The following is a 25,252-nucleotide window of genomic DNA, read 5'->3' as shown; positions in this document are numbered from 1 at the left end:
ATCGACGGCTATTCGGCAGGTGACGAAAGGACCACGATGGCGATCGATATACCGAAGGATTCTGCGAAGGAAGCGGTCTTGTCGCTTCAACGCTACTTCAAAGAGAACATGGACAATGAGATCGGCAATCTCGCAGCGGAAGGCCTGCTCCAATTCTTCGTGGAAGAGATCGGGCCGATTATCTACAACAAGGCGGTCGAGGATGTGCAACAAAGGCTACAAGCCCGCATAGCCGAGTTGGATGTCGAGGTTCAGGAGGAAGCGTTCGGCTATTGACGGAAGCGCCGGCGTCGCTGATCCTCCGCGAACGCTTCCGAACGACGGTCGCTCATCGCCTATGCGCAGGCGCGGATGCCGAGGCCGATCGCCTCGCGGCCGGACATTTCTGTGAAAGCCAAACTGTCCAGAGCCTGATGGCGACGCACCCAGGCCTGGATCGCCGGCGGATAGACGCTCATCATAAGCGTGTTGCCTCCCCAGGAGGTCTCCCCCTCGTTCGTACGCGCCGAATGGAAGCGCAGCGTCGCCTCCGGCGAAACACAGGCATGGCGCGCGCCGAGTTTCATCGTGCAGGCCGAGGCGCAGTAGCCGTCGATGGCGACGGTCCGCCGCGTCACATTGGCCGACCGGACCTGCTCATAATAGTCGAGCACATTGCCGCCGCGATCGTAGCTCGAATAATCGGCGCGCGGCGTGTAGCCGCCGGCGAGATCGGCGCGGCGCGAATAGCCGTGGCGGCTCGAGCTGGCTCCCCGGCTCGAATAGCCATTGTCGAAGGAGCCAAACAGATCGGAGAAGAGATCGGCCTTGGCGGGCGCCGAAGCGAAGGCGGCGAAGCTGGCGAGGCCGAGGATGGCGGCGCGCTTGGCGATGCGGGGAGCGACGAAGGCGCCGAGCGAAGCGGAGAACATGGGTCTGATCCTCTCTCTAGTCAGATGAGGCGGCCCCATGGAGTAGTGGGCTCGGCCTCTTCGGTGAGGATCAAATTGACGCCGACGCTCTAACGGCCATTAAGCCGCGGTAATGCAACTCGAGCGGCATCGGCAAGAATATGGAAACCATATGCCGGAGAGCTCGGGCAACATATTGAATATAATATGATTATAAGGTTATTTACCAAGCGGCCGCAGAGAATTTTCAACCGCTTTTCGACAAAAATTTCTACGAATTGATACGGAGATCGCGGTGTGCGACGCAATTTCGTCGCGCGACATGAGCGAGAAAGCATCCATTGCCATGGAACGGGATTTGCTCGAAAAGAGCGTTCCAAGACGCGGGGATCGCATGTTTTTTTCAAGCTTTCGTAAGCCGAGATCGGAGCAGAAGCGACCAGAACCCCGCATCCCCGATGGAATCAGGCTTTACGTCATAGGCGCCGTGCATGGTCGAGACGATCTTCTCGATGTCCTTTGCGGCACGATCGAAAAGGATATGACAGCAACGCCCTGCGGGCGCGCGAACATCGTTTTTCTCGGCGACTATATCGATCGCGGCCTCCAATCTGCCGAGGTCGTCGAGAGGATCGTCTCTGGAAGGACTCCGGCTCCTGTCGTCGCACTCAGAGGCAATCACGAGGCGATCTTGCTGCAATTCCTCGAGGACGAGAATGTCCTCGACAGCTGGCGACGCTACGGCGCGATGGAGACTCTTCTTTCGTATGGCGTCGATGTCAAAGAGGTGCTGCGCGGCCGTGGCTTCGGCGCCGCACAAGCGGAATTGCGAGAGAAGATGCCGGCGGCGCATCGACGCTTCTTCGAGGATACGAAACTGTCCTGGTCACTCGGCGATTATTTTTTCTGCCACGCAGGATGCCGACCGAATGTGCCGCTCACACGTCAGCAGGAGGGCGATCTGCTCTGGATGCGGGAAGAGTTTCTCGACTTCAGCGGGTCATGGGACAAAGTGATCGTCCATGGCCACACGCCGGCGCCGGAGCCAGAGGCGCTGCCGCATCGGATCAATCTCGACACGGGCGCCTATGCGACCGGGCGGCTCACTTGCCTAGTCTTGGACGGCTCGACGCCCCGCTTTCTGTCGACCTAAAACCCGGAGCCGATCACCTGTGTCGACCGGGCACGGGATAGCAGCCCGTCGCCGCGTCGCCGCGCGCGTTGGGCTCCAAGACTGCGGCGCAATCGAAATTCGGATCGATGGGAGGGCGCGGAACTCCAGAACCGTCCCCGGGCGGCGGCGTGTCGACGCCAAAGCTCTCCCCTCCCCCACTCGCCGATTGGGCGTCGGGTCGCCAATTGCGTCGCGCCTGACGCGCCACAGCAAAATCGACTCCCGTATCGCGCCGCATCGCCGTCCGCCGAGAGAAGGAGATACCGGGACCGGTGATCATCGGCGTGACATAGGCTTCGCGCTCCGAGAGAATATTGACGCGGAAGCCAAACATGCGCGGCGAAAAATAAATGGCGGATCGTTTGCCTGCCCACCCATCTGCGCCGGAAAAGCCGACACTGCATCGATCGCGTGGAAAGGCGCGATCACAGGCCTCCCGCGTCGGATAACGCGGCGCCTTTTCGTCGAACTCTGCGCGCGCATTGGCGGCCGCATTGGCGCATATCGGCGCGTCGACACGCCCGCCTGCCACACAGCTTCTCTCGTCCGAATAAACATAGGCTCCGCGACTCGATTCGGCCGCGGCGATGCTCGCCTGCGCCAGGAAAATCGCCGGGACGACGAGTCGCCTCCATAGTGACCGGCGCATCACGGTCTCTTGGTCTCGCAGGAAAACAGGCGTCTCATCGAATTCGTTCCGCGGCGCGGTCCTGACGAATCATGCAAGAAAGACGTTCGGCGATCCGCGCCGGAATTCCGAACCGGGATTAATCATATTCTATTGGCCCCTACGTGCAATCTTGAATTCGAAATCGTCTAGTGGCATACAAAAATGAAAGCGTGCGCGTCGGGAATAGGTTCATGTATTCGAAGACTGTTTTTGCATTGGTTATCGCGACGTCCTGCACCCTGGGCCTCGGCGGGTGCGACAGTTTCCCAGCAGGTTCTGCATCGGTCGGCGGAGCCGACTCCGCGCCGATTTCCACCGGCGGTGGCGGGTTGCGCCTCCAGGCGGGCGACAAGCTGAAAGTCTCCGTCTTCGGCGAAGACAAATTGAGTGGGGAATATGAGATCGACCCCGCCGGCTACGTCTCTCTGCCCCTAGCGGGCACAGTTCAGGCGGCCGGCCTCACGAAATTGGAGCTCGAGCAGGCGCTCACGAAGAAATTCCGCAGCGAACAATATCTTCGTAACGCGAAGGTTACCGTCGACATTGCAAATTTCCGCCCTTTCTATGTGCTCGGAGAGGTCGAGAAGCCCGGCAAATATCCCTATGAGAGCGGACTCAATGTCGTCAGCGCCGTCGCCGTGGCGGGCGGCAACACCTATCGTTCGAGCCTGTCTCGGGTCCTGATACAGCGCGCCGGCGAGCATGGCTTCAAAGAATATCCGTTCTCGCCCAATGTCTTCGTCTTCCCCGGCGATTTGATCCGCGTTCCGGAACGATATTTCTGAGTGAGCGCTGCGGCCGCAGAATCACTGTTGCACCGCAGCAACACTCAGAAATTGGTTCAATCCCGGTTTACAATCCGGCTTGTGGAAGAGGAAAAGCTCGGCTAGAGTTTTCGGCAATTACGGGCGTAATTTTACTGCCGGTTGCTGTTCGAGGTCGGTTTAATGTCGCGGTCGAGAAAGCCCTTTGTTCGTGGAGCGTCCTCGGCATTCGTTCTCTCCGGGTTGAGCGCGCTTCAAATCGCTCCATCCCATGCGCAGAATGTCCCGAGTGAAGCTCAGAAAGTCATCACCCCCAATAGCTTTGGCGTCAGAAGTCTGCGAGACACGCCGACGCGAGAATATCAGGGGCTGCTCCTTGGCGGTTGGGTGCTCTATCCGAGCCTACTCGTCGCTGGGACATATGACGATAATCCGTTCCAAGCCCCGTCTGACAGAAAGGGCGCCGCAGGCACGCATTTGCGCCCGAGCGTGGTTGCCGATCGGGACAATGGCCTACATCACACGACCGTCTTTACGATCGGCGATTTCCGCATCTACCCGGACCTCTCCACCGGCAATACGGTCAATGTTGAGACCGGCTTCAATCATACCTGGGAAGCGCGCAAGGACCTCGTCATTTCGGCGAGCGGCGAATATGCGCGCCGAACGGACATGTACAACACCGGGCAAGTGATAAACCCGTTCGTGCTCGGTGGCGTCACCTATCGCGGGACGCAAGCCAGCCCACAGCGCTACAATGAATTCATCGGTTCGGTGGCTGCACAGAAATCCTTCGACCGTCTCTTCGTAGGCCTGTCGAGCACCGCGAGAGCGACAACCTATGACACGCTCTACACATCGACCGGCGCTCTAGGGCAGACCTATCGCAACAATCTCGTGACCGGCGTGACCGGACGGCTGGGCTATTATGCGACGCCCCTGCTCTTCGTCTTCACCGAGGCTAGCGGCAACTTCCGGGACTTTCGAGACCCGACCTATAATTCTGAAGGCTATCGCTTCACCGGCGGCATCGGCACCGACCGTATCGGGCTGATTCGCGGCGAGATTTTTGCCGGCTATCAGAGCCAGTTCTACTTCAGCAGCTTGTTCCCCTCCGCGAACAGCCCGGTGTATGGAGGCAAGCTCTATTGGTATCCGACGCGCGCATGGACGATCGAGGCGAGTCTCGACGAAACGTTTCAGGACTCCGCCTTGTCGACGGTCGGCAATACGACAGGAAGCGCGGCACGCGCCACCTCGGCAAATTTGAGGATCGGCTATAAGCTCGGCCGGAGCTGGTCGGCGACGATCAATGGGCAATATAGTGACATCGCCTATATCTCGGGCGGTCGTCACGACAGCCGTTGGAATTCCGGCGCCACGCTGAACTATGAGATCTGGCGCAATCTGAATGCGACTTTCGAATATGCGTTCACGCGCGTATTCTCCAACTCGGACGGCGCGGCCTTCACGCGCAATGTCTTCACGCTCGGCGCGACCTACAAATATTGAAATTCAGACAGGAGCAACGAAAATGAAAAAGCTCTCGATTTTTGCGGCGACTGTCCTTTTGTGCGGGACGACGGCTGCGATGGCCGTCCCCAACGCCAATAGCACGCGCAATCAGTCGCAGGGAGCGACCAACCCGCAGACGATCGATTCGCGCGTCACCGCGATTTTCTCGACATATCCGAATGGCGGCACCGAAATGACCGCGGAACTGAAGGCGCTCCTCACGACCAATCCGGAACTCGCCGCTGACGTTACGGCGGCGTCCAAGAAGGCCAATTTGGACCAGAAGGTCGCAGCCGGCAAAGCGCTCGCCCAGGCCGAACAAGCGTTGAGGGACGCGGGGAATACGACCGGAGGCAACAAGATCAAGAACTCCTCTGACGCGTCAGACCCTCAGACACTGGCGGCATATCAAGCCGAGAGGAGCCAGGTGGTCGCCTCGGACGACGGTGGAGAGGGTGGCGGACGGGGTGGCCGCGGTGGTTTCGGCAACGGCGGCAATTATGGCGGTGGCTCCGGCGGCGGCAGTGTAAGCGGGCATTGATTGGTGACCTGATGTGGTGGACGGCCTCGCACCCGGGCACGGATGTGCCAAAAGTGCAATTGTTTTCCGAGCGGCCATCTGGAGGAGCCATTCGCCATGCAGGCTACGACAATCGGGATTGACCTCGCAAAGCACGTTTTTTAAGTTCACGGCGTCGACGCCGATGGAAGTGTCGTCGTTCGCCGCAAATTGCGCCGGTCCGAGGTGATCTGCTTTTTCGTCAAGTTGCCTGCTGCTCTGATTCGGATGGAGGCCTGTGCGACCGCACATTACTGGGCGCGGGAACTCTAACTGCTCCCGGGGCCATAGTAGAACCGCAGGAGGCGGGCTATGGCGATCAAGAAGGACACACTGGACCAATTGCTATCGGGACGCGATCCGAAGGAGGTTTTTTCCAAGGACGGACTCGACGAGTTGAAGAAGGCGCTGGCGGAACGGGTTCTGAACGCCGAGATGGACGACCATCTCGAGAGCGAAGCGGCAGCGGGCAAGGCGAACCATCGCAACGGCTATTCCAAGAAGACCGGGCTAACCGAGACGTCGAAGATCGACATCAGAGTCCCGCGGGATCGGGAGGGGAGCTTCGATCCCAAGCTGATCGCGCGCTATCAGCGCCGCTTTCCCGGCTTCGACGAGAAAATCGTGTCGATGTATGCGCGCGGCGTGACGGTACGCGAGATCCAGGGCCATTTGCTCGAGCTCTACGGTCTGGAGGTCTCGCCCGATCTGATCTCGACGGGTCACCGACGCCGTGCTGGAGACAGTCGCCGAATGGCAGAACCGGCCGCTCGAAGCGATGTATCCCTTGGTTTTCTTCGACGCATTGCGCGTCAAAATCCGCGATGAGGGCCCGGTTCGCAACAAGGCCGTCTATGTCGCGCTCGGCGTCACGCCCGACAGCTCCTGCCCTTCGCCTACATCAATAGTATCCCTACGCCGTGGGCCGCCTTTTCAAAATCGAGGGAATAGAGCGAAGCTGCGCAGCTAAGTCGGCTTTATGAGCGAGGCAAGCTGCACAGCATGGGTCGGATGACATTGATCACGGGCCGCGAGCGGCGGCGCCGATGGAGAGACGAGGACCGGACGCGGATATTGGCGGCGATCGCCGAGCCGGGCGCGGTGGTCGCCGATGTGGCGCGCCGTGAGGACGTTTGCACGAGCCTCGTCTACAAATGGCGGCGCGCAGCGCAGCGGGAGCAAAGCGCCGCTTTATGCGGATTTTCGCCGGTGATCATCGAGCCCGCGCCGCGAGTGGCGGCGTCACAGGAACACCCGCCGCAAGACGCCGCGGCCGGCGTCGTCGAGGTCGAGCTGAAGGACGTGCGTGTGAAGATCAGCGCCACGGCGCCGTCTTCCGTGATCGCCGCGACTTTGAAGGCGCTACGCTCATGATTCCATTGCCAGCTGGTTGCCGGGTCTGGATCGCGACCGGCCATACGGATATGCGACGCGGCATGCAGGGCTTGGCGCTTCAGGTTCAAGAGCAGTTGCAACGGGACCCTCACGCCGGCGACCTCTACATCTTCCGAGGACGCCGAGGCGATCTCGCGAAAATCCTTTGGCATGACGGGATCGGCCTGTCGCTCTACGCCAAGCGGCTCGACCGCGGAAAGTTCATCTGGCCCTCGGCGAGCGCGGGCGCCGTGTCGATTTCGGCCGCCCAGATGGCCTATATGCTCGAGGGAATTGATTGGCGAAATCCGCAATCGACATGGCGTCCAGCAAGCGCGGGATGAGCGAAAAAGCTGGGGTCGGACGCATTTTGGGGCGCCACAAATCGAAAGATTTGTGATTCACTCGCTATATGGACGCCGTCGGCAAAGCCCTGTTGGACGAAAACGCCGCACTGAGAGCCGAGCTCGCCGTCGCGCGCGCGAAGGCGTCGGAAGACATGGCGCTGATCGCCGCGCAAAAGCTTCAGATCGCCAAGCTGGAGCGCCAGATATACGGGCAGAAATCGGAGCGGTCGGCGCGTCTTCTCGAGCAATTGGCGCTCATGTTCGAAGAGCTGGAAGCGAGCGCGACGGAAGACGAGATCGCCGCGGAACAGGCGGTCGCGAAAACGACGGCGGTCGCCGGCTTCACGCGCAAACGGCCGGATCGCAATACATTCCCGGAACATCTACCGCGCGAGCGCGTCATGATCGAGACGCCGACGAGCTGCGCCTGCTGTGGCGGCCAGCGCCTGCGCAAGCTCGGCGAAGACGTGACGCAGACATTGGAAACGACGCCGTGTCAGTGGAAAGTGATCGAGACCGTGCGGGAGAAGTTCTCCTGCCGGGACTGCGAGAAGATCACGCAGCCGCCCGCGCCATTCCATGTCGTTCCGCGCGGCTGGGCGGGGCCGAGCCTTTTGGCGATGATCGCTTTCGAGAAGTTCGGCCAGCATCAGCCTTTGAACCGTCAGGCGGAGCGTTATGCGCTCGAAGGTGCGCCGATCGCTTTGTCGACCATGGCTGATGCGATCGGCTCCATTTGCGCCGCGCTCGAGCCTCTGCGCCTTCTCATAGAAGAGCATGTTCTCTCTGCCGAGCGCCTGCATGGCGACGATACGATCGTGCCCGTGCTGGCGAAGGGCAAAACCGACACCGGCCGCTGCTGGGTCTATGTGCGCGACGATGCGCCCTTCGGCGGCGCCGGACCGCCCGCTGCGATTTTCTATTACTCGCGTGATCGCAAAGGCGAACATCCGCAGACCCATTTGGCGAACTACTTCGGCATTCTGCAAGCGGACGCCTATGACGGCTACAACAAGCTGTATGCAGCGGAGCGCAAGCCTGGTCCGATTCTCGAAGCGGCGTGTTGGGCGCACGCGCGGCGCCCGTTCTTCGTCATGGCCGATATCGATGCGAACGTTCGTCGTAAGGCGGCGGGAAAAAAGGAGATTCCACTGTCGCCGATCGCCATGGAGATCGTGCGCCGCATCGACGCGCTGTTCGAGATCGAGAGGTCGATCAACAGCAAGAGCGCGCAAGAACGCCTCGCCGTTCGCCGGGCGTCGAGCCGACCTCTCGTCGACGCGCTGGAAAGCTATATGCGCGAACAGCTCGCCAAGCTCTCGCGTGGACATGACCTCGCCAAAGCGATGCAATATATGCTGAAGCGATGGCCGGCCTTCACGCTGTTCCTCGACGACGGGCGCGTTTGCGTGTCGAACAATGCCGCCGAGCGTGGACTGCGCGGAATTGCTCTGGGACGAAAATCATGGCTGTTCTGCGGGTCTGATCGCGGAGGCGAGCGCGCCGCCGCCATGTATGGGCTCATCGTCACAGCGAAGATGAACGGCCTCGATCCGCAGGCCTGGCTCGCCGACGTCCTCGCGCGCATCGCCGCGCATCCGGCGCATCGGCTCGATGAATTGCTGCCGTGGAACTGGAGCCAGAAGGATAAAGCCGCGCCGGCGCTGGCGGCCTGACCATGCACGTCAACAAGGTCTCTCACGTCACGACCATCGATCGCATCGCTGCGCAGCTCGGCGAAAGTGTCGACTTCCTCCATGACGTCGCCAATGAAATGGAGCCCGAGGATGGCGTGATCTGGGTCTATGGCCTCGGCGACCTCGAGATCCTGGCCTTCACCGACTTCGGTGTCGAGAACCTCGTCGAGCTCATCAAAATCCACAAAGAGATGAAGTCGCACCGAGAGCGCTGACGCGAGGATCCTGCGTCCACGATGAGCGCTTGCTTTACGATTGCCTGTTCGGCAATTGCAGCAATCTCGCGAGCGCCTCGGAATCCATGTCGGGATCGACGCTGAAGCCGAGATATGATTTGGCGGCGTCCACGAAGAGTCCTTCGTGCTCGCCCGCCGCCGAGATTTCGGCGACCAAGTAAGGCACGACGCGGTCGTCGCGCCTGCGAGCCAAGCCATGGAGCGCCTCGGCTCTTACGAAGACGTCAGCGTCATTTACCCGTCGCAGCAGCGCATCCCGAATCTCGGGGCCGTCAATCGAAACGGTCTGGCCGATACTTGTGGCGGCCCAATCTCGCGCCCTTTCATATGGATCGTCCATCAACTCCAGCAGAGCGCCTACCGCCGCATCCGAAGTCGCACCACAGAGGGAGAACGCCACGCCGTGGCGGACGTCGTCGTCAGAATGGTTGCGCAGCCCGATCAGAGCACCCTCGCAACGACGGTTTCCGAGATGGCCAAAGGCGAACACAGTCGCTATCAAGACATCTCTGTCCTGTTCGCGGTGAATAATCTCGAGGAGGGCGTCGCAGCATTCCTCTGGAAAGGTGCGCGCGGGTGAGCCCAACTGGCCTAGAATGGTAACCCCGAGCCTTCGTGACTTCGGATCCCGCGCGCCAGACAGTGCGATCGCGGCGTCGACGACCTCTCTTGTCACCCGAGCTTCCAACACTGCTAAGGGATTACAAGTAGCACTCTTCCCGTCCTCATCATCGATCTGCGCCAATGAAGCCGCTATCAACTCTGCCGTTGAGCGACCGTCTCGCTTCATCTCCTCGAGCGTGCTCAAGAGCGCTGACCCCTTCAAAACCGTTCGAGTCTGCTAACTTACGACTTGGAGAACTGTCGCCCCGGGAAGCTTTGCTTGCGACGTCCTTGCGAAGTTGCCGCAAAACGCATTAACGAACTTCTGTCCTGGAGCAGGGAAGGCGCATTTTATACCGCCGCCAATGCAGCGTAAATGGCCCGCGCTGGCCGCTCCGCCGTCAGCGTCGAATACGTCGTCCTGCGGCCTACGGCGAATGCTTACCATCAATAAAGCGCCCGAACAGGCCATGGCCTGAAAACGACGCTTACGACGCGCTCGAGCAAGCGCTGGATGATTCTTCGGCCAATTCACGGCGGCGGCCTCGTGCATCACAGCGATCGCGGCGTGCGATACGTCTCCATCAAATATACGAGCCTTCTCGCCAGGCCGGCGTCGAACCATCGGTCGGCCGCGTCGGCGACAACTATGACAGCGCGCTCCACGCGACGATCAATGGGACCTACAAGGCCGAGTTGATCTGGCGATGCGGGCAGTGGCGAAACTGCGAGGCGGTCGAGCTCGCCACGCTCGAATGGGTCGACTAGTCCAACAATCGCAGACTGCTGGAGCCGATCGGAAACATACCGCCGGCCGAAGCCGAACCGCGCTATTATGCGCAATCCGAGGAACCCGCCATTGGCGGCGTGACTCAAACGAAATGGCCTCCGGCAAATCCCGGGGTGGTTCAGGCGCATCACCGCACCTAAACTGCCCCCTGCGACGTCGAATCGGACACAACCGACAGACATCCATCGAGGATCTGCTCCGCCGCAATTTGCGGCGAATAATTCTGGATGAGCACGAGGCAATTGCGCGCCGTCTGCTCAACGTCCCTCCATGACTCGGCGGCAGACGACATCTTGGCTGCGATTTCAGCAACAGAGGTTGGGTCGAATGTGAAACCGCTGATGCCTTCGACGACGAGCTCGGGACAGCAACCGCAATGATCGCTCACGAGCACAGGACAGCCATAGCTGAGCGCCTCATTGACGACGATACCCCAGGGCTCGCTCAGACTGGGCAGCGCGAGACAGGTCGCGGAAAGATATTCCCGTGCCAAAGCCGCCTGGTCAAGAGAACCGACGAAACGAACAGCATCGGCGAGTCCCTGGGTTTCGACGAGCGCTTGCAGAGTACCGAGCAGCGGACCGTCGCCTACAAGCCGCAGCCGCGCGTGCGGCGACTTGCGATGCAGGTGAGCAAAAGCCTCAATTAGTCGAGCGAGGTTCTTTTCAGCGGAGAGGCGACCGACATAGAGGAACAGTGGCGTTCGTGAGACTTCTTCGAGCCGCCGCGCGAGCACTTGCTTCACGTCATAGTCTGAGGGAAGCGCCGCCGCCTGGCAGCGGAAACGAACTCGACTTGGTTCAACGCCATAGGACAAGACATATTCTTTGCTACGGAGGCCGTAACAGAATATCGCATCACAATTCCGGAAGAAAAAGCCCTTGAGCGCGCCTTTGAGCACCGATCTTGGGTGATCTGCGATTGTTGAATCGCAGAATACGCCGCGAGCGCGCCCCAGCAGCAGCAGCGCCAGGAATTGGATCCAGTATTCCAGGCGGTGATAGCCGCAGAGGATTATCAAATCCGCATCGGATCGAAAGACGCGCCAAAAAAGCGTGAAGTAAAGCTGCACGAGACGAATGCTGTCGTAGGATCCTGGAAATAGCAATGTAAAAGGATATTGATGATAGGAAAGATCGACCGCGTTCAATGATTGCCGCTGGCTGTCCGTTTCGGCGATCTGGAAAAAGCTTATTTCTACGCCGCGCGAACGCGCGAGTTTGTCGAGAGACGAAAAGACACCGCCCTTGTAACGTGACCATAAAATGTTATGCCAGATATCAATTTTCATTGTGCATTTCTTTCCATTTCCCGTATCTGGGCTCTCCCAAGCACATAGGAAACGCAGTTCAAGTAGGCATCGGCGGTGTTAACGATATCATAAGCTGAAAGGTCTCGAGTGACCCTCGACGTCCCCATCGCGGCTGTGATCGCGGCGCGTAAAGCATCCGTATTTGTCGGATCCACCAATTCAACAGCAGGAAGTCTTGCCGCAAAGCGAAAGCTAGAAATGTCCGCGGCAACAATGGGAACACCGCTAGCGAGAGCTTCCAAGAAAGCGACGCTGTGGGCTTCTTTGAGAGAGGGCATAACATACGCATCAGCGCAACCTAGCAGCTCTGGCACGTCGCGGCGTCCTCCCAAGAAAAGGACACGATCCTCCAGGCCCGCGGCTTCAACCGCTCTCGCTAACGTGGCCGCATATTCGGGATCTTCCTTGAGACCGGCGAACCATAAGTGAGTGTCCGGGCGGGCTTTCAGAACTGGAAGCATCGCCTCCAAGGTGCAGTGCTGCTGTTTGACCTCCGACAAACGTCCGACCTGTAGAATCAAGCAGTGGTTGTTCGGAACCGACAGAGCCTTGCGAATATGGATCCGCTCCGCGTCGCCGTAGGAGGAGGCCGACAATGCTATCCCATTCGGCACAACGAAGGACGGGATCTTGTCACCGAAACGTCTTCGATAATTTTGTTGCGCGCTCAGCGAAACGGTCACAATGGCGTCTGTCCGCGATTGCAACGCACGCTCTGTCAAGCATAACTTCCAGTCAGAATAATCGTCCTCGCTAGCGCAATGAAGCACAGATATAAAACGGGGACGGTTCGCACGGAAAACCAGCGCCGCACGACCGTAAAGCGCCGGCAGAACGGAATGCGCGAGAACAACATCTGGCTTGAACTCGCTCATAGCGTCATGAAAATTGCGGAGTCTGCCCAACCTGCTCTGAGGCGCCTCAGGGACAAACCACTCGATCGCTCCTGCGGGAGTAGCCGGTGCATCATCCAGAAAGGCATCATTGCTGGGATTGAATGATGCAACTCCGCATCGGACGCCTTGTCGGCTGTGCACTTCGCAGAGATTTCGCACCAGCACCTCGGCCCCAGACAAGCGCGGCGTGTGGATTAGGTGGAGAATTCTTAAACCAGCGGCATTCATCAGAGTAAATATCCTATACATGTTGAGCGCAGACACACGTCGCCGCTTTATTGAGCAGTCTCCTCGCAAGATGGCTTCGGGGTCCTTCTCAGGCGCAAAGTAATTAATTCCGCGACGTGTTTCAAATCCGCTAGAGAGGGCCACGCTGGAAGCCTGAAATTGCGACAGTTCATGACCAAAGAAAGAAAGCTGCCGAGCCCTAACGCCAAAATCGCTCCGAACGCCGCGGCCTGCGAAGACAATGCATGTCCGGCGATCGCAGCCAGTATTGGACTTCCGGCTGAAGTCACGAACGCGCCCCAAAAATTCCAGCCCAGCTTTGTAGTCGCGATTGCGACTAAATAGGATGGCGCGCCAACGATGTTGACGAACCAGGACAAGGACATGACGCAAGACAACGCTATGAATCTCTCATCAAAGCGACCGATCCAAAAGTAACCGATGAGAGGTGAAAGCATCGCGGCAGCAGCCATGGCCATGGCGCCGAATGCCACAATGGTTGCAAGCGATTGCCGATATAGGGGCTCCATGTTGACTGGAGCCAAATCGTTAATTTTAGTGAAAGCTGGCATCAGCACGGTTGTCGGCCCCACGACAATTTGTCGTGCTTGCAAGACCAATTTCTGCGCCATCTCATATAGCCCCAGGAGTTCCAAGCCGCCGAAAGCGGAAACAGCGAATTTGCTGAAAGGCTCATATAAAAAGGAGACTATAGAAAGTGCTTGAAGCTTTATCCCAAATTGCCAGAGTTCAGACAGCATAGATATGCTCCAGTGATACGAAGGGTTCACGAGGTAGCGTCCAAACATCATGCGCAGAACGATCAAATAACCTAGGGCTACAGCGACACAATATTGCGCAATCTGAGCCTCAGCAACCCCAACAAGGCCTCGCGACGGAACAAGCACCAGCGCAAGCGCGAGTTGCAACGCAAGGCAAAAAATCGCCAGTTTACTTTTTAAATCGGATCGTTGAACACCGACGAGAGCGCCCTGAACCACCCCGTTGAAATTCATCAGGAGAAAAGATGCCATCGCATAGGGAAGAAGTCCGCGCGCCTCGGCTAAGTGCTGCTCCTTCACTGCATACCGCAGCCCCTCCCATAGAGGCCCGAATACGGCGCAACCAAGCGTACCATAGAACACAAACGTTGAAAGCAGCGCAGTTATGAAGAAGTCGCTCATCCTCTGAGTGTTGCCACGCCCATGTGCGAGCGCGATGAAACGCCCAATCCCAGACCCGGCACCGGGGTCCACCAAACGCACAAGGGAGGTTGTAGCTAGTACGACGGACCAAAGGCCAAGCGCCTCGACACCTAAGCGCAATACTACGAGCCGATACAGCACAAACAGAAAAACTGCCGATGCGATTACTTCCGCAATCGCCCAGACAGTATTGCTTCGGAGATTAAGATCCAGATTCACAGGTCACCTAAACAGCGCCCTATCAAGGACGTCAAGACTGCGCGCCCTGGAAGCATCGGCCCGCGCGTTTGCGACTGGTAGCTTTGGTAAAGGATATGAAGCATTAGTCAATTTCTCGACGAGCGCGCTCGAATCCCCGAAAGGAACAGCGATATGAGGATAGTCGTAGGCCCGCGCAAGTTTTTCGATGAACGAGCCCTCCCGCACGATGATCGGACGCCCCAGTTGAACCGCACGGCCGAAGATGCCTGACCCCTGATCATAGTCGGGCGCATAGCAGCACCAGATGAAATCTGCGGCGGCGTAAGCCGAAAGCAGCTCCTGATCGTCTAGACGCCGATCCACAACACGGCCCCCGGCCTTAACAAACGTCTCTTTTTCGACGCGAACGTCCTCGGAAAACTCTCCAGCGGCGCAAAACAGAAAGCGTTCTCGGAGCGCCTCAGCTTGCCCCCAGCTCTTCGAAAAAAAATCGAAGCCCTTGGACCGCGCTTGCACACCCAACGACAATATGGTGCGTCGTCCTGGCGAAGAAAATTCACCGACCACGTTTGATCTCGGCTCCGGCGGGTCGAAAGCCGTTAAGTCCCACAGTTGCGGATCGTCGATCCAATCAGTGGCGATTTGCGAGAATCTCGGCTCGAGCGAAAAAGGGAGGATCGTTATGACCGAAACTCCTGGCAGGGAGGAAAGAACGCGGAGAACGAATCGTTTCACTCGCGCTTTGAAGTAGTCCCCGATCACGACTTCGCGCGGCCGGAAAAGCAGAGCGACGGTTCGCCGTCCGATCGCATAACGAAGCGTAGCCAAAGTCGCAAAAGCAACTGGCGCCTCCTCTAGCATCAAAAAGAATAGCGGTTGCGGAGAGACTGCAAGACTGCTCCAATCCGGCGGGATGGACCCTACTTCCGCCTGAGGCAAAAGCTTCTTGAAAAGTTCAAGATAAGCGGCCCGATGTCCGTGAAGGCCGTAGGTCACGAGCCGAACAGTCTGGGGGCGTAGCTTCGTCACCATTTGCGTTCTCGAAGGAGTAAAGCCACCTGCTTCGCCAGCGCTCGGTTCCCGGCCGAATTCAGATGAATGTGGTCACTGCGCAAGGATCGTGGTGGAACACCTTTGGCGACGTCGGACATGTCTTCCTTCGTTGGTTCGACTGTTGCTGTTCTCAGCGCATTCGTAAGGAGCCAAGATCGGACATCGAAATATGCGCTCGGGCTCTGATCTGCAAGAAACTCGTTAATATTGAGGATATTTCGTAGCTGCCCGGATGCCGCATCTTCGTCTTCGCTGTTGATTACTCCAAGTGACAGAGCGGGAACGCCCCTTTTTTTTGCCGCGGCTAGAATAGCTGCAAGATGAAGGCGAGCCGGTTGCGGATCACGGACGTCGTTCCGCCCGGCCCACAGGATCAAAATGCAACTTTCAACGGCTGACAAATCGACGGAGAACGTCATCTCGCCAGTCAGAAATTCAAATTCGGCGCTTCGCTGGGGAGCAAAAGAGAAGCCGTCCTTCCGCGACCAACGCAATCGCCCAGCCACGTCCCCGAGGTGCCCGATCAGCTCGGAATCAGCTCCTGCGAAGGGTAGTGTAGGCGGGAACACCTTGGAGAGAATCACCTCGTTCGAACGACGCTCGCCTACAACGACCCGAATTGGCGCGACTCCGGCTCTCGCCGCGATATCTCGCGAACTTTGTCCGCCGAAGCCGCCGTTCAACACTTGGTAGTCAGGAAGCCCCAAAGCAAGTTCCGACGCCAGCCCGGCTGCGAGACTATCGCCGAGCACCCAAACACATCTCGGCGTCGGCGCTGCAAGAGCGGGGTGTAATTCAAACAAGACAAATAGAACAAAAATTAGCATAGGCCGAAAGTATGCGTTTGATTTAAAAGGCACCAGATTCCGCATGGCAATGCCTAATGGCCACGCAACTTCCAGATATAATGCATTTTACGCCCCATCCCTCGCCCCCTAATAACAGCACCATAATCAATAATATTTGAATTGCTGGCTCTTTGCACAGCAAGAATTTTATTCAAACTGTCTTGCGATTCCGAAAGTGCTTCACTTTGTATCATTACCGACCCGGATTCAACTAGATATGGCGCTGCGCCGCGGGTCGCATCTACCAATTTCCCGTCGAAAACTACATTTTCGATCAGTCTATTATTATAAGGCGCGCCGGGCGCGACCTCCAGGGTATCCTTGACTGCGGGAAAGCGCGAGGCATAATTTGGCGCTTTAGATAGAGTGGATGCTAGTCTCTCCCGAAGACTCCGACCCGCTTCACTGTCGGCGGGTTGCCACGTCGAGCCGCGATCATCGATGGTCACCCCCGCCTTGAATGGCGACACGAACAAATTGCGCGCGACGAGGTTGTCCCGGCCGCCGCCGATCAGGATAGGGCGACTGAGGCGCGCGAACACGTTTCCGACTATCTCTGCTCCGCTGAACTGGTCGTCTAGATATACGCCGACGACCAGCGGCTTATCGCTCTTGTACGGCCCAATGTCATGAAAATAGTTTCCGACTATCCGATTGCCGCGCTCGACGAAACTGCGGCCCATATAGACGGCTCCACCGTCGTCGCTATCGCGCATCAAATCAGCGAATTCATTGTCTGTTACAACGTTATCATTGCCTGCTAGGATCAACCCGGCGTGGCTGCCGCCTCGGATCAGATTTCCTTTCGCCTCGATCCCGACGCCCCGCATCTCGATCGCCGGGCGATAAGTGAGACTCTCGAGACCAAATTTCTCGATGACGTTATTTTCCACAACATGACCCGACGGCGCCGCGTCAAAGAGATTGGCGCCCGAAATCGAAATCGCTGTTTCGGCCACGTCGCCAATCGCGCAGTTTTCTATGCGAACGTGCGCACCACCCGAGATCGAGATGGCCCCAGCGCCCGAGTGACCGATGAAACAGTTGCGGAAGGTCACATTACGGGAATCGCGAACCGTGACCACCGTTCCGAGCGTTTTTTCGAATGCCATATTTTCAAAAACGATATCATGCTCGCCTTCGAGTTCGATTAATGATGGCGCAACCACACGTTCAAGCGGCGCGTCGTCGTCATAGGGAATGAGCAACGCATTCCGACCATCCCTTTCGAGAACATATTCCCCGCGCTCGGAAAGCTCTGAAACGGCGTTGAACGCGAAAAACGGAAAGCGCGCCCTCGGATTCCCCGGCGCTACGAGCTTGTCTGCTCGAAATCGCGGTGACGCTCCGGGTTCGACTGCGACCACCGAACTGCTCTCATAGGCGTAGGTCGCCGTCCAGAAGGCGCCGATCCAAAGATTCGTCTCTCGCGCCCATTGCGGCGCCTTTTCTGATGGAACCGAAAAGATTACGCCGCCATCGGGCATTCGTGCAGCAGTGAGAACTTCGGTCCAGCCTTGCTTCGGCCAACGCGCGGGATGCAATCGACGAGCGCCTTGGTATAAATCAAAACCACTGTACGGTGCGCCCACATAGGAGCCGCGCCGAGCGATAGCCCACTGCCCATCCGCGCCAGAGAGGCTTGCGACACGCATATTATCGTGGGAAATGGCCGCCTGTGCTGCGAATTCCGGTAAGTCGCCCGGCTTCGCCGAGCGAGTCTCTATTTGAAAGGCGCCGACGAGAGAGGTGCCCTCTTCCGCGCCGCGAATGACGAGCAGGGCGTTTGTCGCTGAATCGGAAGCTGCTAGTCGAATGGGTTGCGCAAGCCGTATTTCACCGGGCGGAAGATTGATGACAATCGAGACTGCACCGGCGCGCCGTCTATCACGCGCCACCGCAAACGCGTCGTAGAGGTTTGAAACTGCAACCTCGCGCCGATTCAGCGCATTGCTTGCATCATAGATGGTGACATGAAACTGCGCATCATGCGCTTGAGCGGCAGTCGCCCCCGCGAGGAGCGCTAGACCGAAGCGAATGAACACACGCTTTTTCACTTCCCGCGTCCGCCCTCGGTTGAGAGGCGAAGCCGAACCGCTAAGCGTAAAGGTTCTTTGCAAAACTTAAACACGACGACGCTCGACGCCATTAAACCCGGCAGCATCCATCCACTGGCAATTGCTGACACCCCCAAAAATTCAGAGCCTGAACCAATGGAATGCCTGCTGTACAGATTTAACAACACCGCTGTCAGCGCCTCAAATAATTGATTTGCAGAAATAGCTATCACTTCACCTCCACATTACATCGTCGACTTCATACTATGCAAATTTTTATCACCATAAGCGGTATAGAACAGAATAATACAATAAAACGGCGCATCGCCAATCGGCTGAGAAGTGATGTATGTAATAATAAAAGGCAAAATCGCTATTAATTTAGCCTTTTTATTACTTGCGTACACAATTGATACATACCAATTTATTGCAGTAAAAAAAAGGCCGGGCACTCCAATTGCGCCCAATGAGGCAATAAGATTTATACCATCTGAAACACCGATAGCACGAGATGATGAATAAATTCCGATCCCGAATGGATTATCTAAAAATGTCTTAATGCCGTTGTCAATTCCGATTTTGCGATCAAAGTAGGAATCGTTATCCGCTTTTGACGCGAATCCAACTTGTTCATCCTCAATTGCAAATTTCGCAAGCATGGCCGCTGCAAATAAGAGGGCTATTGCGGACACAATCATCTGGAACCGGCTTTGACGAACGAGTAAGATTCCTCTAAGAGCCAACGTGACACCCAATAGGCCGAATCCGATTGTCGATTGCGTTGAAGCCAGACCGACGATCAACAATATAAATGTCGATGCCGAAAGCGGCGTGTCTACCTTTGGTGTCGTTGCGATTGCCCAACAGTAAAATGCCTGAGCGATTCCAGGCTCCCTAAAAAACACTAAGGCCCTCGGGAAAACAACGAATCCATAATCTTTCAAATCATATGCGAGTGTGAACGGAAAATACAAGTCTCCGGTATCAACGTATGTGGGCGAAGGAATGTTAAATAAATACAAACTATTAATGGACACGCCGATGGACATTATAAATGTAATTAAAGACGAAAGACCAAATAATGCCAAAAGTAGCCTGAGCAATTTAAAAAAAGAGTCATGCACCACCCTGCTTGAAAATGCCGCCCCAGCCCCAAATGATGTTAGAGCTATATTAATAACAGTGTATAAAGGATATGGCGACGAAACTCCATTAACAAACGAATGCACCGCAAGAAACGCCCACAACCATATATTTGAGATAGCAATTGGTATTGTGTGATGAAAATCGTCCTTTCGTAAACTTGGTACGACGATGACAAACATACCGATGGTGAAAATTAAAATTGATCCTAAAATATTAAACCTCTCCCCGAAATACGTCGGCCTTGTTAAAAAGCATGCGCCGATTAACAGCGTTCCAAATACTACTCCAAACACAGCGCTTTCATTTTTATATGATGACACCAAGACGTTATCCATTCACGTGATTGATAGCTGCTAGAGTTGCATGAAAAACATCAAATTGGTTTTCTAGCAGGCTTTGTGTGCAAGATTGATATCCAGTCGCTAGTGACTTAATTAGGTGTCAAATCTTTCTTAAGATATAAAACGCACAACTTGGCGCAATCTTCTTAAACCATCTGTCCCGATGATAATAGTAATTCCATGACATGGCTGCGCTCATGACTTTATCGATCGCGACGAATTTCGGATTTGAATAGGCATTGCCCCCCCCCAATAGATTTGCTAATCTCCCGGTCAATGGGAACATGCAGAACGCGCGTCGCTCAAATACGAAGCCCGCGTCGCTCAACGTCTTGTCTAGCCATTTCACAGGCAGGCCGCGCTCGTTTTTGGTCAAACCTACCCGAGGTTTGGTCCAGTCGCCCATCGTCGAGATGGGCTCTCTAAGGATAAAATGCGCATTCGTCGCGCTTACTCTTGATATCTCGTTAATTACACGTGTAGCATTTGGTATATGGTGAAGTACGCCGAGGCAAATTGTGAGATCTATTTCACCCGCACCGCAAGGAATTTCTCCCGTCATTGTCGGTTTGACATAGCGTGCCGATTTCCCGCCGATAGACCGTGACCACCATTTCTCTGCCGGCTCGACCGCTAAAAACTCATCGACATTGTCTGCAATCGGCGCGACATCGTCGCCACGAGCGCACCCGAGCGCCAATGCTCGCCGGTAATGGCGGCCCCGGATAGGTCGGTATCCATAATGTTCATTTAGCGCTGCATATTCATACACGTAATCGGAATCTTTAAAGAAAACGGAGTGCACGAGTTCGTAATATCCACGCTCTTCGTCAGCATGCCATTTTTCGATGTCACTTGGCGACAGATCGTCGCCGAATAACACATCCCCGCGAAGATAGGCATTATCGATCATTTAGACGCCCTTCTTTGGATCTAGAAAAAGTCGACGATCGATGAAAATGTGTCCTTTTCTTCATTGAAGCGCGTTCTGGCTTTGTGCGTGAGCTCTCCAAGCAAGTCGGTCGATAAGCCGTTGATAAAACTTTCCGCAGTCGAAACAAAGTCCGCGTCTCGCCTCACCATCAACCCCGCATCTCTGATCTGCTCGCCGATCGTACCCCTGTCATAGGCAATCACGGGCACGCCCCGCTCCAGCGCCTCAAAAATGACGAGGGGTTGTGCCTCATAGACGTACAGCGTCGGGAAAATGAATAGGTCGATCTCCGCGAAAAATGCCTTTTTCGCTGCCCCCTGCACGGGTCCGAGCCATCGAAGGCTATCTGCAAGCTGCTCACGCATCGCGTCGAAGCGCGGACGATCCTGCTCGTTCGCGAGCGGTCCTGCGAGTAGACCGAGGCAGGGCAACCCGGCTTTTCGCAGCGCCTTGAGAAGGTCGAGATAGATAAACAACCCTTTTTCCGTGGTCAGATTTGAGAGCATCCCTAGGATCAGCGGCGCGTCAGGCATCCGCTCGCGCGGCTTCCACGGTTCCGTTGGAATAAGCGCCGCGTTCGACAAGACGAGCGAATTAATCGGCCGACCATAACGCTCGGCAAGCGCTTTCGCCATGCCTGCGCTCAGCACGATGTGGGTCGCTCGCGACCCTGCGACGGCTAGCAGAGCGCGCATGAGTTGCCGTGTGCGGTCGATGTAGCCGTAGCTGTGATGGTGGACATAGAGCCGCATGCCGCAGGCGCGGACGACAGCAGCGATCAAAAGAACGTAAAGGACGCCGAGGCCACCGTCGCAACTCGTGTAAGCGAGCCATCCGCCCCTGCCAACTCGGATATAAAAGATACGGGCTAGCGCCTTCGCCACGCGCGCAATCCGAGACAGATGAAAGGTGAAACGACCTTTCGACCCAACGCCGGCGATATTCACAACGTCGAGGGGCTGTCGCTGGCTGATGCGCTCAGCGAGACGTGCGGTCGCCAAACTGTAGCCGGTGAGAGGAGGCGGGAACTGGCCGATGAATACGATCGGCGCTGGTAAATATTCTCTCATTGCGAAACCTTCCGGTCTCGCCGGCCTGTCACTTTCGCTGGATGGCCAAAAGCGACGGAGCCCTCGGGAATGCTTTTGAAGACCGTGCTGCGCGCGCCCACGACCGCGCCACGCCCCACCGTGACGCCTGGGCCGACGAAGACATCGCTTGCCACCCAGGCCTCGTCCTCGATCACGACGGGAGCGCTCTTATAGGGAAAGGCTATATCCGAATGATCATGTGCGGCGGAGCAAAGATAGGATCGTTGCGACACGACGGCGTTTGTTCCGATGATAATTTTTTCGAGGCTATAGAGTTCGACATGATCGCCGATCCATGAATAGTCGCCGATCTCTACCTTCCATGGATAGGTCACGCGCGCGCTCGGGCGGATCAGGACGCGTCGCCCAATGCGGCCCCCAAACAACCTCAACAACATTCGCCGCCACGCAAAGAAAGGCTGTGGCGACATCGAGAAAAGCGTGGCTTGCACGAGCTGCCATAGAACGACCACTAAAGCGCTTCGCCCACGAAACCCAGGAGGAACGTGAAAGCGAGTCAGATCTTGGAATTCAACTTCTGTATTCACGTTTACACGCAATAACGCCCCCCTGATCACGACAACAAACACCCGTTGCGGCGGCCAATAAATTATTCGGCAGCTTCGCGATCCCCAAAGTCAGCCGGCCAACATTAAAGCTTCATATTGCGGCAGCAACGTTCGTGCGCTCATGGTGTCCACAAGGCGCAATCCTCTTTCAACGCGTGCCGACCAATCGAGTTCGCGCGCAGCCAATATACCATCGGCGAGCGCTTCACTGTCTCCGGACGGCGTCACCAGCGCGATGTCCGAGAGCAGGTCATGCAATTCCGTATCGGGATCGGCTGTTGCGATGATAGGACGGCCGCTCGCCAACATCCCGCCGAGCTTGGATGGCAAGACGAGGTCGGCCGCCCCCTTCGACTGCGACAACACGTGCAAATCGGCGAGAGCGAGCAAGTCATTCATTCTCTCTACCGGTTGAATCGGTAGGAAGCGAACATTGGGCAGGTCGGCAGACTGTCGTTGCAGCGTTTCGCGCATCGGACCAGCGCCCGCGACGACGCAATATATATCATGTTCCGATGCGAGCCTTCGCGCCGCCGCGATCAGGACCTCCAGCGCCTGTTTGGGTCCCAGATTCCCCGCGTAGAGCACGACAAACGCGTTTGCAGGTAGCGCGAGCTCCTCACGAAAAGGACTGCAAGCCTTCGGCGCCGGAGAAATGGCCGTGGTGTCGACCCAATTGCGCAAGACCGATATTTTTCCCGGCGACAGTCGCTTGACGACCAGCGCCTCGTTCATCTTGTTGGAAATCGTAATAATTTTGTCGAACCCGTCCAGGAGCCAACGCTCGACGCCATTGGCCAGCTTCCGAACGGTGCCCCCTTTCAAGGGGCCGACTTCGAATGCAGCATCCACTTCGAGGTCTTGGACATGGAGCAGGCTACGCGCTCCGACGAGCTTTGCCGCCAGCAAGGCGACCGGCGCGGACATCAGCGTCGGTTCGATACAAATCACGACATCCGGTCGGAATAAAAGGATTCGCCACATGATCGCCGGCGCCGCAGCCACGGCGAAACTCAGCGGAGCCAGCAGTCGCCACAGACCTGGAGCCCCTGCCCTCAACGCGATCGGACATCGCGTCACTCGGATTGACCCCACGAACTCCGTTGCGTAGACGCCCGCGCGGTAAGGCGCGCGGACGAACCAGCCAGGATAGTGCGGTGGAGCGGTGACGACCTCGATCTCATGGCCCCTCGATTCGAGATACTGAGCCAACTCGGTGGTGTATTTTCCGCACCCAATCAATTCCGGCATGAAATTAATGGCGTGAATCAAGATTTTTTGGGCCGATTCCGTGCTTGTAACGCCACAACAGCACAGGCTGTTATTAAATCTCTCTTCGACTTCTATATCTGAATCCGCGTTCCTTTTAGAGGCCGGGCCAACTCCATTCATCTCGCTAGCTCGTTCATAGAACCAAAGGTAAAAATTTTGAAGCACCGTGTCCAGCTGCTGGATCATCGCAATTCGAACAGTCCAAAAATCCCTTGTCTTTCTCGACAAAAGGGAACGGACGGCGACCGCAGTGAGCTCACCTCAAGAACAGCTGCCGCACTTCGGGTGAATCTCTCGATTCGGCCCAAATCGAACACGGATTCGGACTGGCGCTCGCCGCCCCCGACTCCGATAAACTACAGTGGCTCCTTATAAGCGCCTATAGCCTGGCCGACAAGACAAAGGTCGTCTTCCCTTCGACGCACCGTTAACGGCAGTGCAAGCCCATGCTCCGAAAGAGAGTTCATTCTGTCTGCTCCAGCGAGCAACGCGCACGCCCCTGTCGGTATAAGCCGTCAGAACAATCGTGATGATCATCCACAGAACAACAATTCAGATCGTGGACGACCTCGCCAAGTTGACACTCGCTCCCATCGAGAGCATGAACACTATGATCACTTCCATCATTTCGAGCATCATGCATGGTTCCACCAACACTGTGAGCGCAGGAGGCATGATCACCGACACTGTGCCTCTCCGAACTGAGGCGCCGAGCCGAGCCGGCCCAAAGCGGGATCCCGCTAGAGGGACGCGAACTGATTTGGTTTCGAAATGCGTATGCTGATCAATCAGCATCCTTTTTGAAATACTTGTCGCCGTTGCGAGACTTTGCAGAAGTTGGCAGCGATGTCGGTGGGAGCGCTGCTCATCCGACCGGTTCAACCTGTTCTCGTCTGAGCTTTGCGCGGATATGTCCGCCCATAATTTCGAGCAGCACCTCTATGCGACCCGAGTCATCCAGGCGTTCGAGCAGGCCGAGCGCCTCGGAAAACGGACCGCTGATGAGCTTCACTTTTTGACCAAGCTGCAAATTATGTTCGAAGCGGAGCTGGCCGCGATTGTCGGATGATTGGATCAGCGTTTCGACGACACCGAGAGGCACAGGAAGCGGACGATCCTGGGCCATGAAAAGACTCGCTATCCCGATCGTGCCGTTGACACTGCGCCATCGGTCGTGATCGAGGTCGAGCGCCACGAAAATGTAGCGCGGAAATACAGGCGCGAGCACATTGCGCATTCGTCGCGCATGACGAACTGTTTTGATCCGCCTCGGCATGAAATGATGAAACCCCTGTGCTCCAAGGCGCTGCTCTACCGACGTCTCCTTATGCGGCAGCGTATGCGCCAGATACCAACGCTCGCCTGGAGCCAGTTCGACGTTTTCCCTGAGACCAGCCTTGTCGCCGCCGTCCATGCCGATTGCCCCACCAAAAATTTTCACGACTTGAACTTCATTCCGAACGCGAAGTAGCGACACGCA

At 56.8% G+C, this 25,252-nt stretch carries 23 protein-coding genes and 3 pseudogenes; 12 read left to right on the top strand and 14 right to left on the bottom strand.

All coding sequences use genetic code 11. The features are described 5' to 3' along the window. The first annotated feature begins 36 nt into the window (after positions 1–36). A complete protein-coding gene (locus METLW3_RS25070; RefSeq protein WP_036308616.1) occupies positions 37–276 on the top strand; it encodes a DUF2164 domain-containing protein in 240 nt (79 codons plus the stop codon). 59 nt (positions 277–335) lie between these two features. Here the strand turns inward: METLW3_RS25070 and METLW3_RS0103810 are convergent, their stop codons facing one another. Continuing rightward, entirely contained in the window at positions 336–911 is a 576-nt protein-coding gene (locus METLW3_RS0103810; RefSeq protein ID WP_024878670.1) for a hypothetical protein, read from the bottom strand. Between the two features lie 373 nt (positions 912–1,284). Between METLW3_RS0103810 and METLW3_RS0103805 the strand changes: the two genes are divergently transcribed. The 10 genes and pseudogenes from METLW3_RS0103805 (at position 1,285) to METLW3_RS0103760 (ending at position 9,205) form a co-directional block, all read left to right on the top strand. After that, entirely contained in the window at positions 1,285–2,043 is a 759-nt protein-coding gene (locus METLW3_RS0103805; RefSeq protein ID WP_051465491.1) for a metallophosphoesterase family protein, read from the top strand. Positions 2,044–2,925: 882 nt separating this feature from the next. Continuing rightward, positions 2,926–3,519: a polysaccharide biosynthesis/export family protein gene (locus METLW3_RS25065; protein WP_036308611.1), complete on the top strand. Its 594-nt coding sequence runs from the start codon at positions 2,926–2,928 to the stop codon at positions 3,517–3,519. Positions 3,520–3,681: 162 nt separating this feature from the next. After that, a complete protein-coding gene (locus METLW3_RS0103790) occupies positions 3,682–5,010 on the top strand; it encodes an outer membrane beta-barrel protein (RefSeq protein ID WP_084484776.1) in 1,329 nt (442 codons plus the stop codon). Between the two features lie 22 nt (positions 5,011–5,032). Further along, positions 5,033–5,554: a hypothetical protein gene (locus METLW3_RS0103785; RefSeq protein ID WP_024878665.1), complete on the top strand. Its 522-nt coding sequence runs from the start codon at positions 5,033–5,035 to the stop codon at positions 5,552–5,554. A 96-nt stretch (positions 5,555–5,650) separates the two neighbouring features. Next, positions 5,651–5,842 (top strand): annotated as a pseudogene (locus tag METLW3_RS28705) (IS110 family transposase); the annotation flags it as partial. A 42-nt stretch (positions 5,843–5,884) separates the two neighbouring features. Further along, positions 5,885–6,443, top strand: a pseudogene (locus METLW3_RS0103780) (transposase); the annotation flags it as partial. A 140-nt stretch (positions 6,444–6,583) separates the two neighbouring features. After that, positions 6,584–6,946: a transposase gene (locus METLW3_RS0103775; protein ID WP_051465372.1), complete on the top strand. Its 363-nt coding sequence runs from the start codon at positions 6,584–6,586 to the stop codon at positions 6,944–6,946. Then, positions 6,943–7,290: an IS66 family insertion sequence element accessory protein TnpB gene (gene tnpB / locus METLW3_RS0103770; RefSeq protein ID WP_024878662.1), complete on the top strand. Its 348-nt coding sequence runs from the start codon at positions 6,943–6,945 to the stop codon at positions 7,288–7,290. Before METLW3_RS0103775 ends, tnpB begins: the two co-directional genes overlap by 4 nt. A gap of 68 nt (positions 7,291–7,358) precedes the next feature. Next, positions 7,359–8,969 (top strand): IS66 family transposase, encoded by a 1,611-nt coding sequence (locus tag METLW3_RS0103765; protein WP_024878661.1) that lies wholly within the window; start codon positions 7,359–7,361, stop codon positions 8,967–8,969. A 2-nt stretch (positions 8,970–8,971) separates the two neighbouring features. Then, positions 8,972–9,205, top strand: a complete 234-nt coding sequence (locus METLW3_RS0103760; RefSeq protein WP_024878660.1) for a hypothetical protein — start codon at positions 8,972–8,974, stop codon at positions 9,203–9,205. A 34-nt stretch (positions 9,206–9,239) separates the two neighbouring features. Here METLW3_RS0103760 and METLW3_RS25060 read toward each other — a convergent pair whose 3' ends face one another. After that, positions 9,240–10,034 carry a HEAT repeat domain-containing protein gene (locus METLW3_RS25060; RefSeq protein WP_036308609.1) on the bottom strand — a complete coding sequence of 265 codons (795 nt, stop codon included), beginning with the start codon at positions 10,032–10,034 and terminating at the stop codon, positions 9,240–9,242. A gap of 318 nt (positions 10,035–10,352) precedes the next feature. Between METLW3_RS25060 and METLW3_RS27340 the strand changes: the two are divergent. Then, positions 10,353–10,759, top strand: a pseudogene (locus tag METLW3_RS27340) (hypothetical protein); the annotation flags it as partial. On the opposite strand, the gene METLW3_RS0103740 reads toward METLW3_RS27340, so the two are convergent. The 12 genes from METLW3_RS0103740 to METLW3_RS27320 all read right to left on the bottom strand — a co-directional run bounded on the left by METLW3_RS0103740 (position 10,756) and on the right by METLW3_RS27320 (position 25,213). Further along, positions 10,756–11,910, bottom strand: a complete 1,155-nt coding sequence (locus METLW3_RS0103740) for a glycosyltransferase family 4 protein (RefSeq protein WP_024878656.1) — start codon at positions 11,908–11,910, stop codon at positions 10,756–10,758. The pseudogene METLW3_RS27340 and the gene METLW3_RS0103740 sit on opposite strands and share 4 nt — an antisense overlap. Beyond that, complete coding sequence (locus METLW3_RS27335) at positions 11,907–13,055, bottom strand: glycosyltransferase family 4 protein (RefSeq protein WP_198022737.1); 1,149 nt, start codon at positions 13,053–13,055, stop codon at positions 11,907–11,909. Before METLW3_RS27335 ends, METLW3_RS0103740 begins: the two co-directional genes overlap by 4 nt. Before the next feature lie 47 nt (positions 13,056–13,102). Beyond that, positions 13,103–14,479: an oligosaccharide flippase family protein gene (locus METLW3_RS0103725; RefSeq protein ID WP_084484774.1), complete on the bottom strand. Its 1,377-nt coding sequence runs from the start codon at positions 14,477–14,479 to the stop codon at positions 13,103–13,105. A 3-nt stretch (positions 14,480–14,482) separates the two neighbouring features. Beyond that, positions 14,483–15,493 (bottom strand): glycosyltransferase, encoded by a 1,011-nt coding sequence (locus METLW3_RS26695; protein WP_051465371.1) that lies wholly within the window; start codon positions 15,491–15,493, stop codon positions 14,483–14,485. After that, a complete protein-coding gene (locus METLW3_RS28070; RefSeq protein ID WP_157516513.1) occupies positions 15,487–16,386 on the bottom strand; it encodes a hypothetical protein in 900 nt (299 codons plus the stop codon). Before METLW3_RS28070 ends, METLW3_RS26695 begins: the two co-directional genes overlap by 7 nt. An 8-nt stretch (positions 16,387–16,394) precedes the next feature. Then, complete coding sequence (locus tag METLW3_RS27330; RefSeq protein ID WP_084484773.1) at positions 16,395–18,419, bottom strand: right-handed parallel beta-helix repeat-containing protein; 2,025 nt, start codon at positions 18,417–18,419, stop codon at positions 16,395–16,397. Positions 18,420–18,664: 245 nt separating this feature from the next. Then, complete coding sequence (locus tag METLW3_RS28060) at positions 18,665–19,885, bottom strand: hypothetical protein (protein ID WP_157516511.1); 1,221 nt, start codon at positions 19,883–19,885, stop codon at positions 18,665–18,667. A 121-nt stretch (positions 19,886–20,006) separates the two neighbouring features. Continuing rightward, on the bottom strand, positions 20,007–20,819 hold the full coding sequence (locus METLW3_RS27325) for a methyltransferase domain-containing protein (RefSeq protein WP_084484772.1): 813 nt from the start codon (positions 20,817–20,819) through the stop codon (positions 20,007–20,009). Between the two features lie 20 nt (positions 20,820–20,839). After that, the gene (locus METLW3_RS0103690) at positions 20,840–21,910 is read right to left on the bottom strand and encodes a glycosyltransferase family 4 protein (RefSeq protein ID WP_024878650.1); all 1,071 of its coding nucleotides are present in this window, start codon (positions 21,908–21,910) and stop codon (positions 20,840–20,842) included. Further along, on the bottom strand, positions 21,907–22,479 hold the full coding sequence (locus METLW3_RS0103685) for a WcaF family extracellular polysaccharide biosynthesis acetyltransferase (protein WP_024878649.1): 573 nt from the start codon (positions 22,477–22,479) through the stop codon (positions 21,907–21,909). The genes METLW3_RS0103690 and METLW3_RS0103685 overlap by 4 nt, the downstream gene beginning before the upstream one ends. A gap of 90 nt (positions 22,480–22,569) precedes the next feature. Beyond that, positions 22,570–23,958, bottom strand: a complete 1,389-nt coding sequence (locus METLW3_RS25055; protein ID WP_024878648.1) for a WcaI family glycosyltransferase — start codon at positions 23,956–23,958, stop codon at positions 22,570–22,572. Between the two features lie 679 nt (positions 23,959–24,637). Further along, positions 24,638–25,213 carry a transcription termination/antitermination NusG family protein gene (locus tag METLW3_RS27320; RefSeq protein ID WP_198022736.1) on the bottom strand — a complete coding sequence of 192 codons (576 nt, stop codon included), beginning with the start codon at positions 25,211–25,213 and terminating at the stop codon, positions 24,638–24,640. Positions 25,214–25,252: the final 39 nt, after the last annotated feature.

The sequence above is a fragment of the Methylosinus sp. LW3 genome, assembly GCF_000527115.1.
GTDB lineage: Bacteria > Pseudomonadota > Alphaproteobacteria > Rhizobiales > Beijerinckiaceae > Methylosinus.
This window is presented reverse-complemented; position numbering and strand designations above follow the sequence as displayed.